General features: G+C 60.0%; 12 protein-coding genes. 2 read left to right on the top strand and 10 right to left on the bottom strand.

Translation table 11 applies throughout. From position 1 onward, the window contains the following. Positions 1-277: 277 nt before the first annotated feature. Together ACM1ZW_RS11620 and ACM1ZW_RS11615 are read left to right on the top strand one after the other, a co-directional pair. Positions 278-1,288 (top strand): extracellular solute-binding protein, encoded by a 1,011-nt coding sequence (locus ACM1ZW_RS11620; protein ID WP_416740573.1) that lies wholly within the window; start codon positions 278-280, stop codon positions 1,286-1,288. Then, entirely contained in the window at positions 1,288-2,853 is a 1,566-nt protein-coding gene (locus tag ACM1ZW_RS11615; RefSeq protein ID WP_414885026.1) for an ABC transporter permease, read from the top strand. Before ACM1ZW_RS11620 ends, ACM1ZW_RS11615 begins: the two co-directional genes overlap by 1 nt. A gap of 102 nt (positions 2,854-2,955) precedes the next feature. On the opposite strand, the gene ACM1ZW_RS11610 is transcribed toward ACM1ZW_RS11615, so the two are convergent. The 10 genes from ACM1ZW_RS11610 to ACM1ZW_RS11565 all read right to left on the bottom strand — a co-directional run bounded on the left by ACM1ZW_RS11610 (position 2,956) and on the right by ACM1ZW_RS11565 (position 15,955). Continuing rightward, a complete protein-coding gene (locus tag ACM1ZW_RS11610) occupies positions 2,956-4,890 on the bottom strand; it encodes a methyl-accepting chemotaxis protein (RefSeq protein WP_017336258.1) in 1,935 nt (644 codons plus the stop codon). Positions 4,891-5,040: 150 nt separating this feature from the next. After that, positions 5,041-6,330 (bottom strand): adenylosuccinate synthase, encoded by a 1,290-nt coding sequence (locus ACM1ZW_RS11605; protein WP_017336257.1) that lies wholly within the window; start codon positions 6,328-6,330, stop codon positions 5,041-5,043. 55 nt (positions 6,331-6,385) lie between these two features. Further along, on the bottom strand, positions 6,386-7,573 hold the full coding sequence (locus ACM1ZW_RS11600; RefSeq protein WP_414878173.1) for an ATP phosphoribosyltransferase regulatory subunit: 1,188 nt from the start codon (positions 7,571-7,573) through the stop codon (positions 6,386-6,388). A 316-nt stretch (positions 7,574-7,889) separates the two neighbouring features. Further along, complete coding sequence (gene hflC, locus ACM1ZW_RS11595; protein WP_017336255.1) at positions 7,890-8,759, bottom strand: protease modulator HflC; 870 nt, start codon at positions 8,757-8,759, stop codon at positions 7,890-7,892. After that, on the bottom strand, positions 8,759-9,931 hold the full coding sequence (hflK, locus tag ACM1ZW_RS11590; RefSeq protein ID WP_017336254.1) for an FtsH protease activity modulator HflK: 1,173 nt from the start codon (positions 9,929-9,931) through the stop codon (positions 8,759-8,761). Before hflK ends, hflC begins: the two co-directional genes overlap by 1 nt. Positions 9,932-10,027: 96 nt before the next feature. Further along, positions 10,028-11,329, bottom strand: a complete 1,302-nt coding sequence (gene hflX / locus ACM1ZW_RS11585) for a ribosome rescue GTPase HflX (protein ID WP_017336253.1) — start codon at positions 11,327-11,329, stop codon at positions 10,028-10,030. Between the two features lie 12 nt (positions 11,330-11,341). Then, positions 11,342-11,602, bottom strand: a complete 261-nt coding sequence (gene hfq / locus ACM1ZW_RS11580; protein WP_007902656.1) for an RNA chaperone Hfq — start codon at positions 11,600-11,602, stop codon at positions 11,342-11,344. Between the two features lie 95 nt (positions 11,603-11,697). After that, a complete protein-coding gene (gene miaA / locus ACM1ZW_RS11575) occupies positions 11,698-12,669 on the bottom strand; it encodes a tRNA (adenosine(37)-N6)-dimethylallyltransferase MiaA (protein ID WP_017336252.1) in 972 nt (323 codons plus the stop codon). Further along, positions 12,669-14,579, bottom strand: coding sequence for a DNA mismatch repair endonuclease MutL (gene mutL, locus ACM1ZW_RS11570; RefSeq protein ID WP_416740571.1), 1,911 nt, complete (start codon positions 14,577-14,579; stop codon positions 12,669-12,671). The genes miaA and mutL overlap by 1 nt, the downstream gene beginning before the upstream one ends. After that, the gene (locus tag ACM1ZW_RS11565) at positions 14,576-15,955 is read right to left on the bottom strand and encodes an N-acetylmuramoyl-L-alanine amidase (RefSeq protein ID WP_414878231.1); all 1,380 of its coding nucleotides are present in this window, start codon (positions 15,953-15,955) and stop codon (positions 14,576-14,578) included. Before ACM1ZW_RS11565 ends, mutL begins: the two co-directional genes overlap by 4 nt. Positions 15,956-15,978: the final 23 nt, after the last annotated feature.

The raw sequence follows: 15,978 nt of genomic DNA, 5'->3' as shown, positions 1-15,978 counted from the left end.
TTTGCGTTTCTGGCTTTCGAAAATACATGAAGGCTTTTGTGGCGAGGGAGCTTGCTCCCGCTGGAGAGCGAAGCGCTCCCGACCTATTTCAAAATTGACACCGCGCGCTCAGGATCAACGACTGCTTGGCAGCCGAGGGGAGCAAGCTCCCTCGCCACACAGATCTGAACCAGCCCCCTCTAGCAAAACCCTTCCAGCGCCGCAAGGCGCACTTGAGAAACAATATCGTTTATCATTGTTGCAAGATTTTGCAATGCGACAGTGAGGAACCCTGCGAATGATGTTTCGAAATACCCTGCGCCGCGGCCTGACCTTCACCCTGCTCGGCCTGGCACTCGCCACCTCCCTCACCCAGGCGGCTGATCCAGTTTCCCTGACACTCTATAACGGCCAACACAAGGAAGTCGGCGACGCCGTCGCCAAAGCCTTTGAAGCCAAGACCGGCATCCGCGTCAATGTGCGCAAAGGCAGCAGCAACCAGCTTGCCAGCCAGGTCGTCGAAGAAGGCAATCGCTCCCCCGCCGACGTGATCTACACCGAAGAATCGCCGCCGCTGAACAAACTGGGCGAACAGGGCCTGCTGGCACAAACCGATGCCGCCACCCTCGCCGTCCTGCCCAAAGACTACGTCGCCGGCAATGGCACCTGGATCGGAATTACTGCACGAGTCCGCGTCGTTGCATTCAACCCCAAGCTCATCGATGAAAAAGACCTGCCGAAATCGGTGATGGAATTCTCCGACCCGAAATGGCAAGGCAAGGTCGGCTTCGTGCCCACCAGCGGCGCGTTCCAGGAACAAGCCGTGGCGATCATCAAGGTGCACGGCATGGACGCAGCCGAAGAATGGCTGACCGGCCTGCGCGCGTTCGGCAAGACTTACAGCAATAACATGGTGGCGCTGAAAGCCGTGGAAAACGGTGAAGTCGCCACCGTGCTGGTGAACAATTACTACTGGTTCGCCTTGCAGCGTGAAAAAGGCCAGCTCGACTCGAAACTGCACTACTTCACCGGCGGCGACGTCGGCGGACTGATCACCGTTTCCAGCGCTGCCGTCCTGAAATCCAGCAAACATCCAAAAGAAGCCCAACAATTCCTCGCCTACATGGCCAGCGAAGAAGGTCAGCGCGTGATCACCCAGACCACCGCCGAATACCCGCTGCACAAAGGCATGCAATCGGATCGCGGCCTCAAGCCGTTCAGCGAACTGCAAGCGCCGAAAGTCACGCCGGCCGACCTTGGCAACGCCGAAGAAGCCCTGGACCTGGAACGTGACGTTGGCTTGAACTGATGGGCGCATCGTTATCTGCCCCTGCGTCTCGCGGGGCTTACGTGCCACGGCGCAAGCGGCCTTCGATCTGGCTGTTGTTACCGGTTTTGCTGCTGGTGGTGCTCAGTCTTTTACCGCTGGCATACGTCGGGCTCAAGACCTGGCAGGCCGGCTGGGCCGAGGCGCTGCATCTGTTGTGGCGACCGTATGTGTTCGGCCTGCTGCGCAATACGCTGGCATTGATGGTGGGTGTGACGGTTGCCTGTGGCGTGATCGGCCTCTCGCTGGCATGGCTGCTTGAGCGCAGCAACTTGCCTGGACGGCGTTTGTGGGGCGTGATCCTGTGCCTGCCGTTCGCGGTTCCTGCCTTTGTCAGCAGCTTCACCTGGGTTTCGTTGAGCGCCCACTTCGAAGGTTTGGGCGGGGCGATCCTGGTGATGACCCTGTCCAAGTATCCGCTGATTTTTTTACCGGTTGCGGCGACCCTGCGCAATCTTGACCCCTCTCTCGAGGAGTCCGCACGGACGCTTGGACAGAATCGCTGGGGTGTATTCTTCAAAATCACCCTGCCACTGCTCTGGCCGTCGCTGCTTGCCGGCTCGTTGCTGATTGCCCTGCACATGCTCGTGGAATTCGGTGCGCTGTCGATCATCGGCTTGCAGACATTCACCACGGCGATCTATCAGCAGTTCGAACTGGAATTCAGCAACGCCAACGCGGCGATGCTTTCCGCTGTGTTGCTCGCGCTATGCCTGATGCTGCTATGGCTTGAACTGCGAGTCCGCGGTAAAGGCCGGCACGTGCGCACCGGCCAGGGCGCCGCGCGACAAGCGGAACAGGTTCGATTAGGGCCCTGGGCTGTCGCCGGACAAATTTATTGCCTGGCACTGGCGATCATCGGCAGCGGGATTCCCTTGGGGATGCTGGCGTACTGGCTGGCGGTCGGTTCTTCAGCGGCGTTCCCGGTGGCAGCGATCAGCGAGGCACTGCTTTCTTCTCTGGCGCTATCGCTGGGTGGCGCAGCGTTGTGCCTGGTGCTGGCGGTGCCGGTGGGCTTGTTGGTGGTGCGCTACAAAGGCCAACTGGCGATCTGGGCCGAGCGATTGCCGTATCTCCTGCATGCGCTGCCAGGACTGGTGATTGCGCTGACGCTGGTGTATTTCGCGCTGCACTACGTGCCGGTGCTGTACCAGACCTCGGCGTTGCTGCTGATCGCTTATGCGCTGCTGTTTCTGCCGCTGGCTCAGGCGCCGATTCGTACGGCATTGAACAAGGCTGCGCCGCAGCTGGAAGAGGCGGCTCGCACGCTGGGGGCCTCATCCTTCAGTGCGTTTTGCCGGGTGACCCTGCCGATTATTTTCCCGGCACTCGGCGCGGCGTTTGCGCTGGTGTTTCTGGACGCGATGAAGGAGCTGACGGCGACGTTGCTGCTGAGTCCGACCGGACTTAATACGTTGGCGACGGAAGTTTGGGCGCATACCGCGAACGTAGAGTTTGCGGCGGCGGCGCCTTATGCGGCGTTGTTGATATTGGTGTCGGGGCTACCGGTTTATCTGCTTACAACGCGAATGTACCTGAGCCGCTAACAAAGCAAAAAAGATCGCAGCCTTCGGCAGCTCCTACAGGGAAACGCATATTCCTGTGCAGGAGTTACCGAAGGCTGCGATCTCTTGGATCTTCAGACCTTATCAGGCCCTGAACTGCCCCAGGCTCGCCTTCAACTGCGCTGCCAACCCGTCCAGCACCTTGCCGCTCGCCGTAGTCTCCACCACCGCCTGAGCCGCTTTCTCAGCCTGCGCGTGAATGGTTTCAACCCGACCCCGCACCGCCTGCGCGCCTTGCGCCTGATGCGCTGCTGCCTGCGTTGCCAGGCCAATGGCCGCATGCACCTGCTCGACCGACACCTGCACCGACTGCTGCAACCGCGCACTGTCACGCAATACCAGCAGACCTTCGCTGGCCTGACGCCCGGCCTGACCGATCGCGGCAACCGCCTCACGTGCACCTTGCTGCAAGGCCACGATGTGCGCCTGAATGTCGCCCGTGGAACTCTGGGTCTTGCTCGCCAATGCCCGTACTTCGTCCGCCACTACGGCAAAGCCGCGGCCGGTCTCGCCGGCACGCGCTGCTTCAATGGCAGCGTTCAGCGCCAGCAGGTTGGTCTGCTCGGCGATCCCGTGAATCACGGTGAGCACCACTTCAATCTGTTCACTTTGCTGCGCCAGTCGCTCGATGACTTTCGCCCCGGTATCGACCTGTCCGGCCAACGCCTCGATCAAGCTGCCGACTTTCGCCGAGGTCCGGGTGTTTTCATCGGTCGCAGAACGGATGTCCACCACCTGCTGCAAGGCTGCCTGCATGGCATGACTTTCAGACTGCGCTTCATCAGCCATCTGCGACAACGCGCGCAGACTTTCGGCAACCTCGTCACGCTGCATGCCCGCGGCCGCGTCGGCACCAGCGTTACGCAAGGTCATGGCGCCAATTTCAACGCCCGTGCGCTGGGCCACGTCGCCCGCCTCACGCACGATGGGTTGCAACTTGTCCACAAAGCGATTGACCGCCGACGCCATGTCGCCAATCTCGTCCTTGCTGTTGATCTGCACGCGCTTGGTCAGATCACCCTCGCCTGCCGCCAGGTCGTCCATCGCGGCAATCAGCATCTTCAAGCGGTTGACCACACGACGACCCAGGACCACGGCCAGCAACAGCAGTACGCCGAAACCCACAAGCGCCAGACCCATGCCGATGCGCCAGCGCAAGGTCGCTGCAGCTTCCTGCACGGTACTGGTGGTATTGGCTTTCATTTCCGAGGCGGTCGACTGAGCGGAGGTCAGGCGAGCCCGCATCGCGGTGGCGCTGTCAGCTGCCGCACCTTTGAGGCTATCGCCGACCAGTTGATCACTGCTGGCGATCAGCGCCGAGAAGCGCTTGTCCAACGCGGCCAGATCGGTTTCCACCGAGGCGGTGGAAACGCCCATCAAAACCTTGCCGATTTCCACGCCATTTGGGTTGATCGAGGCTTCGAGGTAGTAGACCGAAGGATCGTTCTTCGCCGCATCCAGCACTTTGTCCAGTGCGCGCTCGCCCTGGCCTTTCTCCAGAAGGGCCTTGTTGATCGGGTTTTCGCGATTGAGGTAGCGCGTCAGATGCTGCCCCGTTGCGTCGTCATAAACCACGAACAGCACGTTCGGATTGCGCTGGGCGCGACGGGCGAATTCGGACAGGGTTGGCACGTCGCTGTCCCACATGGCGCGGGGTGCGACCGAGGCCAGGAGCTGCGCCATATCATTGGCGGAATCCTTCAGATCCTTTTCCAGCGTGGCACGCAGCTGAGCCTGTTCTTCCTCCAGCTTCGAGGACAAACCGGCCGTGAGGCGCTGGCGTGTACTGGTGGAGAGGTTGTCGAGGCTCGACGTGACTTCACGCCCTGCCTGCTCCAGCTCACCAGAGAGCTTTTGACTGTCCGCCCCAAGGCGCACACCCAGATCGGCTTCCAGTGCAGTCACTGTGCTTCGAGTCAGAGCAACAGCCACCAGCACCTGCACCAAAAGGGCGATACCAAGGGTAACGAACACCGGCCGCAATAGACGGCTTTGTAACAATGAGAGAACCGCCGACACTTGATATCCCTCTGCCTGGACGCCATTAAATTGATGGCACGCCAGAAGACGTGCTCTTAATGAAGATCACAGCAAAGGTCATGCCGTCCAACAGGCAAAAACGACAAAGGGCCCGATTAAGGGCCCTTTGTGTTTTACATCAACGGCTTATTAAGCGAACGGGTGACGCAGAACGATGGTTTCGTTGCGATCCGGGCCCGTCGAAATAATGTCAATCGGCGCACCGATCAGCTCTTCAACACGCTTGATGTAGGCACGTGCGTTCGCTGGCAACTCTTCCAGGGTTTTGGCACCCACGGTCGACTCGGTCCAGCCCGGCACTTCTTCGTACACAGGCTGCAGACCCACGTAGCTGTCAGCATCAGTCGGGGCAACAACTTTACCTTCTGCATCTTTGTAGCCGACGCAGATGTTGATGGTTTCCAGACCGTCGAGCACGTCCAGCTTGGTCAGGCAGATGCCCGAGATGCTGTTCACATCGATAGCGCGACGCAGGATAACGGCGTCGAACCAGCCACAACGACGGGCACGGCCGGTCGTCGCGCCGAACTCGTGACCTTGTTTGGCCAGGTGCGCACCGACTTCGTCGAACAGTTCAGTCGGGAATGGACCCGAGCCTACACGCGTGGTGTAAGCCTTGGTGATGCCCAGGATGTAGTCCAGGAACATCGGGCCAACACCCGAACCGGTAGCAACGCCGCCAGCGGTGGTGTTAGAACTGGTCACGTACGGATAGGTACCGTGGTCGATGTCCAGCAACGAACCCTGGGCGCCTTCAAACATGATGTCTTTGCCTGCGCGACGCAGATCGTGCAGCTCGGCCGTCACGTCCAGCATCAGCGGCTTGAGCAGCTCAGCGTATGCTTTGCATTCGGCCAGGGTTTTGTCGAATTCGATGGCTGGCTCTTTGTAGTAACCCACCAGCATGAAGTTGTGGTAATCCACCAGTTCACGCAGTTTGTCTTCAAAGCGCGGCATGTTGAGCAGGTCGCCAACACGCAGGCCACGACGAGCAACCTTGTCTTCGTAGGCCGGGCCGATGCCGCGACCGGTGGTACCGATCTTCAGCTCGCCACGGGCCTTTTCACGGGCCTGGTCCAGCGCAACGTGGAAGGACAGGATCAGCGGGCAGGACGGGCTGATACGCAGGCGCTCACGCACCGGCACGCCTTTCTCTTCCAGCTTGACGATCTCGCGCAGCAAGGCGTCCGGTGCAACCACCACGCCGTTGCCGATCAGGCACTGCACGCCTTCGCGCAGTACGCCCGACGGGATCAGGTGCAAGACGGTTTTTTCGCCATCGATCACCAGGGTGTGGCCAGCGTTGTGGCCACCCTGGTAGCGCACTACGGCGGCAGCATGTTCGGTCAGCAGATCAACGATCTTGCCTTTGCCCTCATCACCCCATTGGGTGCCCAGGACTACGACATTCTTACCCATAACACTTGTCCTCATTCGCGCAAACTTGGTGCCGGCCACGGGCCGACAGGAAAACTCAAGAAGCCAGTGGCGATACTTGCCAAAGCCCGTTCTGCTGAATCAATTGCCGGTCGCAGTCCGCTTCACGGGCGGCGGCCAAAGGTTGTCCAGGCAAGGCCTGAACGACACGCTGACCCTCACTGCGCAACTGGCAAACCTGCTGCCAGAGTGCCGCATCCGTACTGTCAGGCATCCAGATACCGCCAGACGGTAGCTCGATGTCAGCACGCCCCAGGGTCACCAGGGTTTTCAAATCGGTAGAGAAGCCGGTTGCCGGACGGGCACGACCGAAGTCAGCGCCGATGTCGTCGTAACGACCGCCCTGGGCAATGGACTGGCCAACGCCCGGCACGAACACCGCGAACACCACACCGGTGTGGTAGTGGTAGCCGCGCAGCTCGCCAAGGTCGAAGTAAAGCGGCAATTCAGGGAAACGCGTGGACAGACGCTCGGCAATCGCCAGCAAGTCATCCAGAGCCGCCAACACTGGCGCCGGCGCATCTGCCAGACGTACGCGCGCAGCTTCCAGCACTTCACGGCCGCCACACAGGTCAACCAACGCCCGCAACATGCCCGACAGATCGGCAGGCAAGCTTTCGGTCAAGGTAATGACCTCGTCGATGGCCTTGCGTTGCAACGCATCGAACAACTGTTGTTCAACTTCACCGGACAAACCGGCCGCGCGGGCCAGGCCGCGGTAGATACCCACATGACCGAGGTCCATGTGCACATCCGGCACATCGGCCAGTTGCAGCATGGCCAGCATCAGACTGATGACTTCCACGTCGCTGCTCGGGCTGGCATCGCCGTACAACTCGGCGCCCAGCTGAATCGGGCTGCGCGAGGACGACAAGGCGCGTGGCTGAGCGTGCAGCACGCTGCCGGCATAGCACAGGCGGCTCGGACCTTCGCGACGCAGGGTGTGCGCGTCGATGCGCGCCACTTGCGGCGTGATGTCGGCACGGAAACCCATCTGCCGACCCGATTGCGGGTCGATGACCTTGAAGGTACGCAGATCGAGGTCCTGGCCGGCACCGGTCAGCAGGGATTCCAGGTACTCGATATGGGGAGTCACGACAAACTCGTAACCCCAGCTCTGGAACAGATCCAACACCTGACGACGCGCGACTTCAATGCGCGCCGCTTCCGGTGGCAGTACTTCTTCGATGCCATCTGGCAGCAGCCAGCGGTCTACCGTTGCCATTACGCCATTCCCCTATGGTCCGGGCGGCCAGCCTTTGGGCGAGCCTTGAGTGAAGCAGAAAATGATCGGCCTTGTTGACAAGCCACGCATGAACAACGCGGCGAAAAGCCTGAAAATAAGCTTCGCCAATCACTTTCCTCGAAAAACCTGTCGAGTCATTCGACTCGGGCGCCTGCATAAACAACAGCAATCAAACGTGCAGACGCAAAAAAGCCGGGAATTTCCCGGCTGCCGCATCATACACACGTTTTCCCAAAGGATCACCCCGCCCGAGGCTTTAGCCGCCAGGCGGGGGATGATTCAGGTCAACGTCGTATCAAGGCTTGGCTTTTTCCAGGTAACGGAAGAAGTCGCTGCTTGGGTCCAGGACCATGACGTCGGATTTGTTCGCGAAGCTTTCACGGTAGGCGCGCAGGCTACGGTAGAAACCGTAGAACTCCTGATCCTGGCCGTAGGCCTTGGAGTAGATCGCAGCGGCCTGGGCATCGCCATCACCGCGAACCTCTTCGGATTCACGATAGGCTTCAGCCAGCAGCACGCGGCGTTGACGATCGGCGTCGGCACGAATGCCTTCCGCCAGCTCGTTACCCTTGGCGCGGTGCTCGCGAGCTTCACGCTCACGCTCGGAGCTCATGCGCTCGAACACACTGCGATTTACTTCTTTCGGCAGATCGATGGCCTTGACCCGAACATCGACCACTTCGATGCCCAGCTCTTTTTCCGCCATCGTGTTCAACGAGGCAGTGATATCGGACATCAACGCGTCGCGCTCACCAGAAACCACTTCATGCAGCGTGCGCTTACCAAACTGGTCACGCAGGCCCGACTCCAGACGACGGGAAAGACGCTCGTCAGCGATCTGCTTGAGACCGGAAGTTGCGGTGTAGAAGCGCTCGGCGTCCTTCACCCGCCACTTGGCGTAGGCATCGACCATGACCGCTTTCTTTTCCAGCGTCAGGAAGCGTTGTGTCGGTGCATCCAGCGTCATCAGACGCGCGTCGAATTTACGCACCTGGTTAACGTAAGGCACTTTCACATGCAGGCCAGGCTGAACATCGGCCTGAACCACACGACCAAATTGCAGCAGCACCGCACGCTCGGTCTGAGCCACGATGTAGAAGCAGTTCCAGGCTGCGATCGCTACAACGACGACGACAATAAGGGTGATCAGCGATTTATTGCTCATCAGCGACTCTCCCTGGTACGTGCTGGCTGTTGCTGCAGATCAGCTGCCGCACGTGCATTCGCTTCATTGCTGGTGGCAGCCGCGCCAGGCACGGACGTGCTGGTGTTGCGACCACTTTCGACCATCTTGTCCAGCGGCAAGTACAGCAGATTGCTCTGGCCATTCTTGTTGCCGGTCACGAGAACCTTGCTGGTATTGCTGAAGACTTCCTGCATGGTGTCCAGATACAGACGCTCGCGGGTGACTTCAGGTGCCTTGCGATACTCGGCGACCAGTTTGGTGAAGCGATCGGCCTCACCCTTGGCGCGCGAGACGGTTTCATCGCGGTAACCATTGGCATCTTCAAGGATGCGCTGGGCCTGGCCACGGGCTTCCGGCACGACGCCGTTGGCGTAGGTTTCAGCCTGGTTGCGCGAACGCTGCTCGTCTTCACGGGCGCGAATCACGTCATCGAAAGCTTCCTGCACTTCACGCGGTGCCGCTGCGTTCTGTACGTTGACCTGGGTAATGGTGATGCCGGTGCGGTATGTATCCATGAAGCGTTGCAGACGCTCCTTGATTTCACTGGCCATCAACTCACGACCTTCGGTCAGCACCTGGTCCATCGCGGTGGAACCCACCACATGGCGCAAGGCACTTTCAGTCGCGTGCTGCAGACTGATTTCCGGCTGGTCTACGCTCAGCACGAAGTCCTGCAGGTTGCTGATCTTGTACTGCACGGTCAGCGGCACTTCGACGATGTTTTCGTCTTCAGTCAGCATTTGACCCTGCTTGGTATAGGCACGCTCACGCGTGACGTTTTCCAGGTACTTTCGATCGAGCGGCGGGAAATAGATGTTCAGGCCCGGGCCGACGGTTTCATAGTACTTGCCGAAGCGAAGCACCACGGCTTGCTCCTGCTCGTCGACCACGTAGACCGCGCTGTACAGCCACACGGCCGCCAATACGACCAGGCCGATGCCGAGCAGGCCGCCGAAGCCGCCACTCTTGCCCGAACCACCGCCGTCGTCACCACGTTTCTTACCACCACCGAACAACCCATTCAGGCTTTCCTGCAGCTTTCGGAAGGCCTCGTCGAGATCCGGTGGTCCCTTGCGGTCGCCGTTATTGCGGCGCTTGCCACCCCAAGGATCCTGATTGTTCGAGTTGCCACCCGGCTCATTCCAAGCCATAGCGCTCTCCATCTGATAAAGCAAAGACGCACCCACGGCGCGCCGACCAATGCTACAGAATGCCTGTCACCACGGCACAACCGCTTTCTCAGGCTTTTATTGCAAAGTGTGTTGCTCGATGAACTCTGTCGGCACAACGCCTTCACGGCTGACCAGCCGATTGAGCTCCGAGCGCGGCAATCGAACGGCCAGCAAGCTGACACCTTCTTCGTCGTGTTCTTCTTTCTGCACCGCTCCGAGTTCGAAGAACTGCGCACGCAGTCGAGCGAATCGTTGCGGCAAGCGCAAGGTACCGATAAACAACTCACTGCCCAGCAACTCGGCAATGGCTTGTTCAAGCAGTTCCAGACCACTGCCATCACGCGCCGACAGCCAGACCCGTTGAGGCTTGCCGTTTTCGTCGCGCTGGATTTGTGGTTCAACGCCTTCAAGCAAATCGAGTTTGTTATAGACCTCGAGGATCGGCAAGTCCTGGGCACCAATCTCGCCCAGCACCACCATCACCTGCTCGATCTGCAACATGCGATCCGGTTCGGCCGCGTCGATCACGTGCAACAGCAGGTCGGAGTTGCTCGACTCTTCGAGGGTAGACCGAAATGCCTCGACCAGCTTGTGGGGCAAGTGGCGAATGAAACCCACAGTGTCAGCCAGGACAATCGGCCCCAGGTCGTCCAGTTCCAGACGGCGCAAGGTCGGGTCCAGCGTGGCAAACAACTGGTCAGCCGCGTACACGTCGGATTTCGTCAAGTTATTGAAGAGTGTGGATTTACCGGCGTTGGTATACCCCACCAAAGACACGGTAGGGATATCCGCACGCGTACGACCACGTCGCGACTGTTCGCGCTGGCTGCGCACTTTTTCCAACCGGCCCTTGATCTGTCGCAGGCGAACCCGCAGCAAGCGGCGGTCAGTTTCCAGCTGGGTTTCACCCGGGCCACGCATGCCGATACCGCCACCTTGACGTTCAAGGTGAGTCCAGCCACGAACCAGACGGGTACTCATGTGGTCAAGCTGGGCCAGTTCTACCTGGAGCTTGCCTTCATGGGTACGGGCGCGCTGGGCGAAAATATCGAGAATCAGGCCGGTGCGGTCGATCACGCGACACTCGAAAACACGTTCGAGGTTACGTTCCTGACTGGGCGTGAGGATGTGATTGAAGATCACCAGATCTGCCTTTTCGGCATGGACCAGGTCGCGTAGTTCCTCGACCTTGCCGCTACCGATCAGGTATTTGGCGGTTGGCCGATGACGCGGCACGTTAAAAAACGCAACGGTCTCGGCGCCGGCCGAATTAGCCAATTCCTGAAACTCCTGCGGGTCTTCGCGCGCCTCAGGGTCCTGTCCATCCAAGTGAACGAGGATCACTCGCTCACCACCACCGTGGCGCTCAAAGAACAAAGGAGACTCCTATCAGGCGTTACCTGGCTCAGCGTCGCCTGCCTCGGATTCGGTTGCGCTAGGCAGACGAATTGGACGAACCGGCACCACTGTAGAGATAGCGTGTTTGTAAACCATCTGGCTGACGGTGTTTTTCAGCAGGATAACGAACTGGTCGAAAGACTCGATCGTGCCTTGCAGTTTGATCCCGTTGACCAGGTAGATCGACACCCCAACTTTCTCTTTACGTAAAGTATTCAAGTAAGGGTCTTGTAGCGAATGCCCTTTTGACATGTGCCGCACTCCTTTAAGGATTCAATATAAAAAAATAGGTAAACAGATGGCTTGTGGCCGTCACACCCCCAAGGATAGACGGCAATTGCAAGGACTCAGCTCAATATGGAGATGGTCCCCAGGTATTTCAAGGCGCGCGGCAGATTGTCGCAATCCAGGCTGTCCAGCCAGTGTAAATCAGCCCAACTGCGCAGCCAGGTGAACTGACGCTTTGCCAATTGGCGCGTGGCAATGATTCCACGCTCCTGCATCTCGGCTTGCGTCAGCTTGCCATCCAGGTAGTCCCAGACTTGTCGGTAGCCTACCGCACGTATAGACGGCAACCCTGAATGCAGGTCACTTCGCTCACGCAGGGCTACGACCTCGTCAATGAATCCCTGTTCCAACATTAAAGTGAATCTTTGTTTAATTCGCTCGTGCAGTACCTGACGATTTGCCGGAGCAATGGCCAAGTTCGCGACAGTATAGGGCAATTGTTGCAGTCCCGAAGCGGCTGCTTCAGTACTTTGCGCACTTTGTCGCTGCCGCAGCTCGGTCATGCTCTGACCACTGACGCGATAAACTTCCAGTGCTCGACTCAGGCGCTGGGGATCGTTCGGGTGAATACGTGCGGCGGATTGCGGGTCGATGAGTGCCAATTGGTCATGCAGGGCTTGCCAGCCAAGGCGTGCGGCTTCCTCTTCAATCTGCGCGCGGACTTCAGGATCGGCGGCTGGCATGTCCGCCAGACCTTCAACCAAAGCCTTGTAATAGAGCATTGTGCCACCCACCAGCAGCGGAATTTTGCCGCGTGCGGTGATGTCGGCCATGGCTTCGAGGGCGTCACGGCGGAAATCCGCAGCGGAATAGCTCTCTGCCGGATCGAGAATGTCGATCAGACGGTGGGGGAATTCGGCCAGAATCTCTTTCGAGGGCTTGGCGGTGCCGATGTCCATGCCGCGATAGACCAGCGCCGAATCGACACTGATCAACTCGCAAGGCAAGACTTTGGTGAGCTCGATGGCCAGGTCGGTCTTGCCCGCTGCTGTCGGGCCCATCAGGAAAATCGCAGGAGGGAGCTGGCTCATCAACGACCGCGCAGGAACAGTTTGTCCAGATCGTCCAGGCCCAATTGGGTCCAGGTCGGCCGGCCATGGTTACATTGACCGCTGCGCTCGGTGTTTTCCATATCACGCAGCAGACCGTTCATTTCCGGCAGGGCCAGACGCCGATTCGCCCGAATCGCGCCGTGGCAGGCCATGGTGCCGAGCAATTCGTTCAGGTGCGCCTGAATCCGGTCGCTGGTGCCGTATTCCATCAAATCCGACAACACGTCGCTCACCAATCGATTGGCTTCCGCCTGCTTGAGCAAGGCTGGAATCTGCCGGATGGCCAGCGTTTCCGGGCCCAGACGCTGCAATTCAAAGCCCAGACGCTGGAACCACGCGACGTTTTCTTCGGCGCAGTCACCTTCGCGCTCGCTCACAGCCAAAGACTCCGGCACCAACAACGGTTGACCGCTCAGGCCTTCGCTGGCCATGGCGACTTTCAGGCGTTCGTACATGATCCGCTCGTGCGCGGCGTGCATGTCCACCAGCACCAGGCCCTGGGCGTTTTCCGAAAGAATGTAGATGCCTTTGAGCTGCGCCAGCGCATAACCCAGCGGAGGAATATCGTCCTGACCGGCCGGAAGTGCGACGGCGTTGGCTTCAGGCAACGGCGCAAAAAATTCACGATACGCCGCCTGGGCTTCAGCCGCAGGCACGCCCGACTGTGGACGCGCCGTGTACTGATACTGATAACCGGCGCCAGCGCCGGAACCCGCAGCGGTGTTGAATGACGGTTGTGCCTGAGGCTGTTCCAGCAGCGCATTGGCCGCCAGGCGCATTTCGCCTTGGGGACCGAATTCCCCCGCATCGATGCCGGTCGGGCGAACAATGGCCGTCGCCACCGGCGCCGCCAAATGATCATCCGGCCGTACATCGCCCAAAGCGCGGTGCAAGGTGCCATAAAGAAAATCGTGAACCATGCGTCCGTCACGGAAGCGTACTTCGTGTTTGGTCGGGTGCACGTTGACGTCGACACCGGCCGGATCGACTTCGAAAAACAGCACGAACGTCGGGTGCCGACCATTGAACAGCACGTCGCGATACGCCTGGCGCACCGCGTGGGCTACCAGTTTGTCGCGTACGGCACGGCCGTTGACGAAGAAATACTGCAAGTCCGCCTGGCTGCGGTTGAACGTCGGCAAGCCAACCCAACCCCATAAATGCAGACCATTGCGCTCGATCTCGATCGGCAGCGCCTGTTCCAGAAAACCCGAACCGCAAATCGCCGCCACTCGCCGCGCACGGGCAGCGTCATCTTGGGCTTCGTGCAGGCTGAGGATGGTTTTGCCGTTGTGGCGCAAATGGAACGCCACGTCGAAGCGCGCCAGGGCCAGACGCTTGATCACTTCCTGGAGGTGATCGAATTCGGTTTTTTCGGTCTTGAGGAATTTGCGCCGCGCCGGAGTGTTGAAGAACAGGTCACGCACTTCCACCGAAGTACCCACCGGGTGAGCGGCCGGTTGCACGCGGGGCGCCATGTCCCGGCCTTCGGTTTCAACCTGCCAGGCCTGATCGGCATCGCGGGTGCGGGACGTCAGGGTCAGGCGCGCCACGGAGCTGATCGAGGCGAGTGCTTCACCGCGAAACCCGAGACTCATGACCTGTTCGAGATCTTCCAGGTTGCGGATCTTGCTGGTGGCGTGTCGCGCCAGGGCCAGTGGCAGGTCATCGGCAGAAATGCCGCTGCCATCGTCGCGCACCCGCAGCAGCTTGACGCCGCCCTGCTCGACATCGACATCGATGCGCCTGGCGCCGGAGTCGAGGCTGTTTTCCAGCAACTCCTTGATCACCGAAGCGGGACGCTCAACCACCTCACCGGCGGCAATCTGGTTCGCCAGTCGCGGGCTGAGGAGCTCGATGCGAGCGCTGTTGATCACGGCCTGATTCATTCTTTGGACGCCAGTTCAGTGCCGGGAATGGTCAGGGTCTGACCGATTTTCAGCTCGTCACTTTTGAGATTGTTGGCACTGCGCAAGGTGGCCGGGGACACCTGATAACGCACGGCAATCATCGCCAGGGTTTCGCCCGGGTTGACCCGGTGATCCCGTGGGCCCTGGGCGATCTTGCCGGAATCACGCAACCAGGCAATGTAAGTGCCCGGCGGTGGATTCTGCTGGAAGAACTGACGCACGCCGCTGCTGATCGAGCGCGCCAGCGCTTGCTGGTGGCTGGCCGCCGCGAGTTTCGACGCTTCGTTGGCGTTGGAGATGAATCCGGTTTCCACCAGGATCGACGGGATGTCCGGCGATTTCAGCACCATGAAACCGGCTTGTTCCACGCGCTGTTTGTGCAGTGGCGTCACGCGACCGATGTTGCTCAGCACTTTTTGGCCAACGTTCAGGCTGGAGGTCAGAGACGCGGTCATCGACAGGTCGAGCAGAACGCCTGCGAGCATTCGGTCCTTGTCGTCGAGGCTGACGTTGCCGGCACCGCCGATCAAGTCGGAGCGGTTTTCGCTGTCGGCCAGCCAGCGGGCTGTTTCAGAGGTGGCGCCGCGATCAGACAAGGCGAACACCGACGCACCGAACGCAGCCGCCGAAGGCGCGGCGTCGGCGTGGATGGAGACAAAGAGGTCAGCGCCCTTCTTGCGGGCGATTTCGGTACGGCCACGCAACGGGATGAAGTAGTCACCGGTGCGGGTCAGTTCGGCGCGGAAGCCCTTCATGCCGTTGACCTGACGCTGCAATTCGCGGGCGATGGCCAGCACCACGTCTTTTTCACGCTGGCCGCGAGAGCCGGAGGCGCCCGGGTCTTCACCGCCGTGGCCGGCATCGATGACCACGATGATGTCGCGCTTGCCAGCCGGAGCGGGCGGCAATTTGACCGGTGGATCTACCGGCGTGACAGGGACCGGTGCCACGGTCGCCACGTTGGTCGGCGGCGGGATCGGCGCGGCGTCGGCGGCGTTATCGAACAGATCGACCACCAGACGATTGCCGTACTGGGCGTTCGGCGCCAGGGTGAAGCTTTTTGGCGTGACGGCTTTTTTCAGGTCGATGACCACACGCAAGTCGGTCGGCGTGCGTTGGGCCGAACGCATGGCGGTGATGGGCGTATTCGAAGCATTGACGTTCAGTGGTGCGCCGAGGGACGCGCCATTGATGTCGATAACCAGTCGATCCGGGGATGTCAGGGTGAAAACGCTGTGCTGCACCGGCCCGGTCAGGTCGAACACCAACCGTGTGTTGTCCGGCGCCCGCCACAGGCGAACGCTGTTGACCTTTGTTTCAGCCACAGCGTCGACGGTCACCGCCAAAAACAACATCCCTACGGCAGCTACCATCGCGC

The organism is Pseudomonas sp. NFX71 (assembly GCF_048079215.1).
Classification (GTDB): Bacteria; Pseudomonadota; Gammaproteobacteria; order Pseudomonadales; family Pseudomonadaceae; genus Aquipseudomonas; species Aquipseudomonas fluorescens_B.
The sequence above is the reverse complement of the archived record's forward strand: the minus strand, read 5'-3'. Positions and strand labels throughout refer to the sequence as shown.

Bases quoted from the DNA above. Each gene is read 5' to 3' on its own strand.
- hfq (WP_007902656.1), bottom strand. From the start codon at position 11,602: ATGTCAAAAGGGCATTCGCTACAAGACCCTTACTTGAATACTTTACGT.
- miaA (WP_017336252.1), bottom strand. From the start codon at position 12,669: ATGAGCCAGCTCCCTCCTGCGATTTTCCTGATGGGCCCGACAGCAGCG.
- hflK (WP_017336254.1), bottom strand. From the start codon at position 9,931: ATGGCTTGGAATGAGCCGGGTGGCAACTCGAACAATCAGGATCCTTGG.
- ACM1ZW_RS11620 (WP_416740573.1), top strand. From the start codon at position 278: ATGATGTTTCGAAATACCCTGCGCCGCGGCCTGACCTTCACCCTGCTC.
- ACM1ZW_RS11615 (WP_414885026.1), top strand. From the start codon at position 1,288: ATGGGCGCATCGTTATCTGCCCCTGCGTCTCGCGGGGCTTACGTGCCA.
- ACM1ZW_RS11600 (WP_414878173.1), bottom strand. From the start codon at position 7,573: ATGGCAACGGTAGACCGCTGGCTGCTGCCAGATGGCATCGAAGAAGTA.
- hflC (WP_017336255.1), bottom strand. From the start codon at position 8,759: ATGAGCAATAAATCGCTGATCACCCTTATTGTCGTCGTCGTTGTAGCG.
- ACM1ZW_RS11605 (WP_017336257.1), bottom strand. From the start codon at position 6,330: ATGGGTAAGAATGTCGTAGTCCTGGGCACCCAATGGGGTGATGAGGGC.
- mutL (WP_416740571.1), bottom strand. From the start codon at position 14,579: ATGAATCAGGCCGTGATCAACAGCGCTCGCATCGAGCTCCTCAGCCCG.
- ACM1ZW_RS11565 (WP_414878231.1), bottom strand. From the start codon at position 15,955: ATGTTGTTTTTGGCGGTGACCGTCGACGCTGTGGCTGAAACAAAGGTC.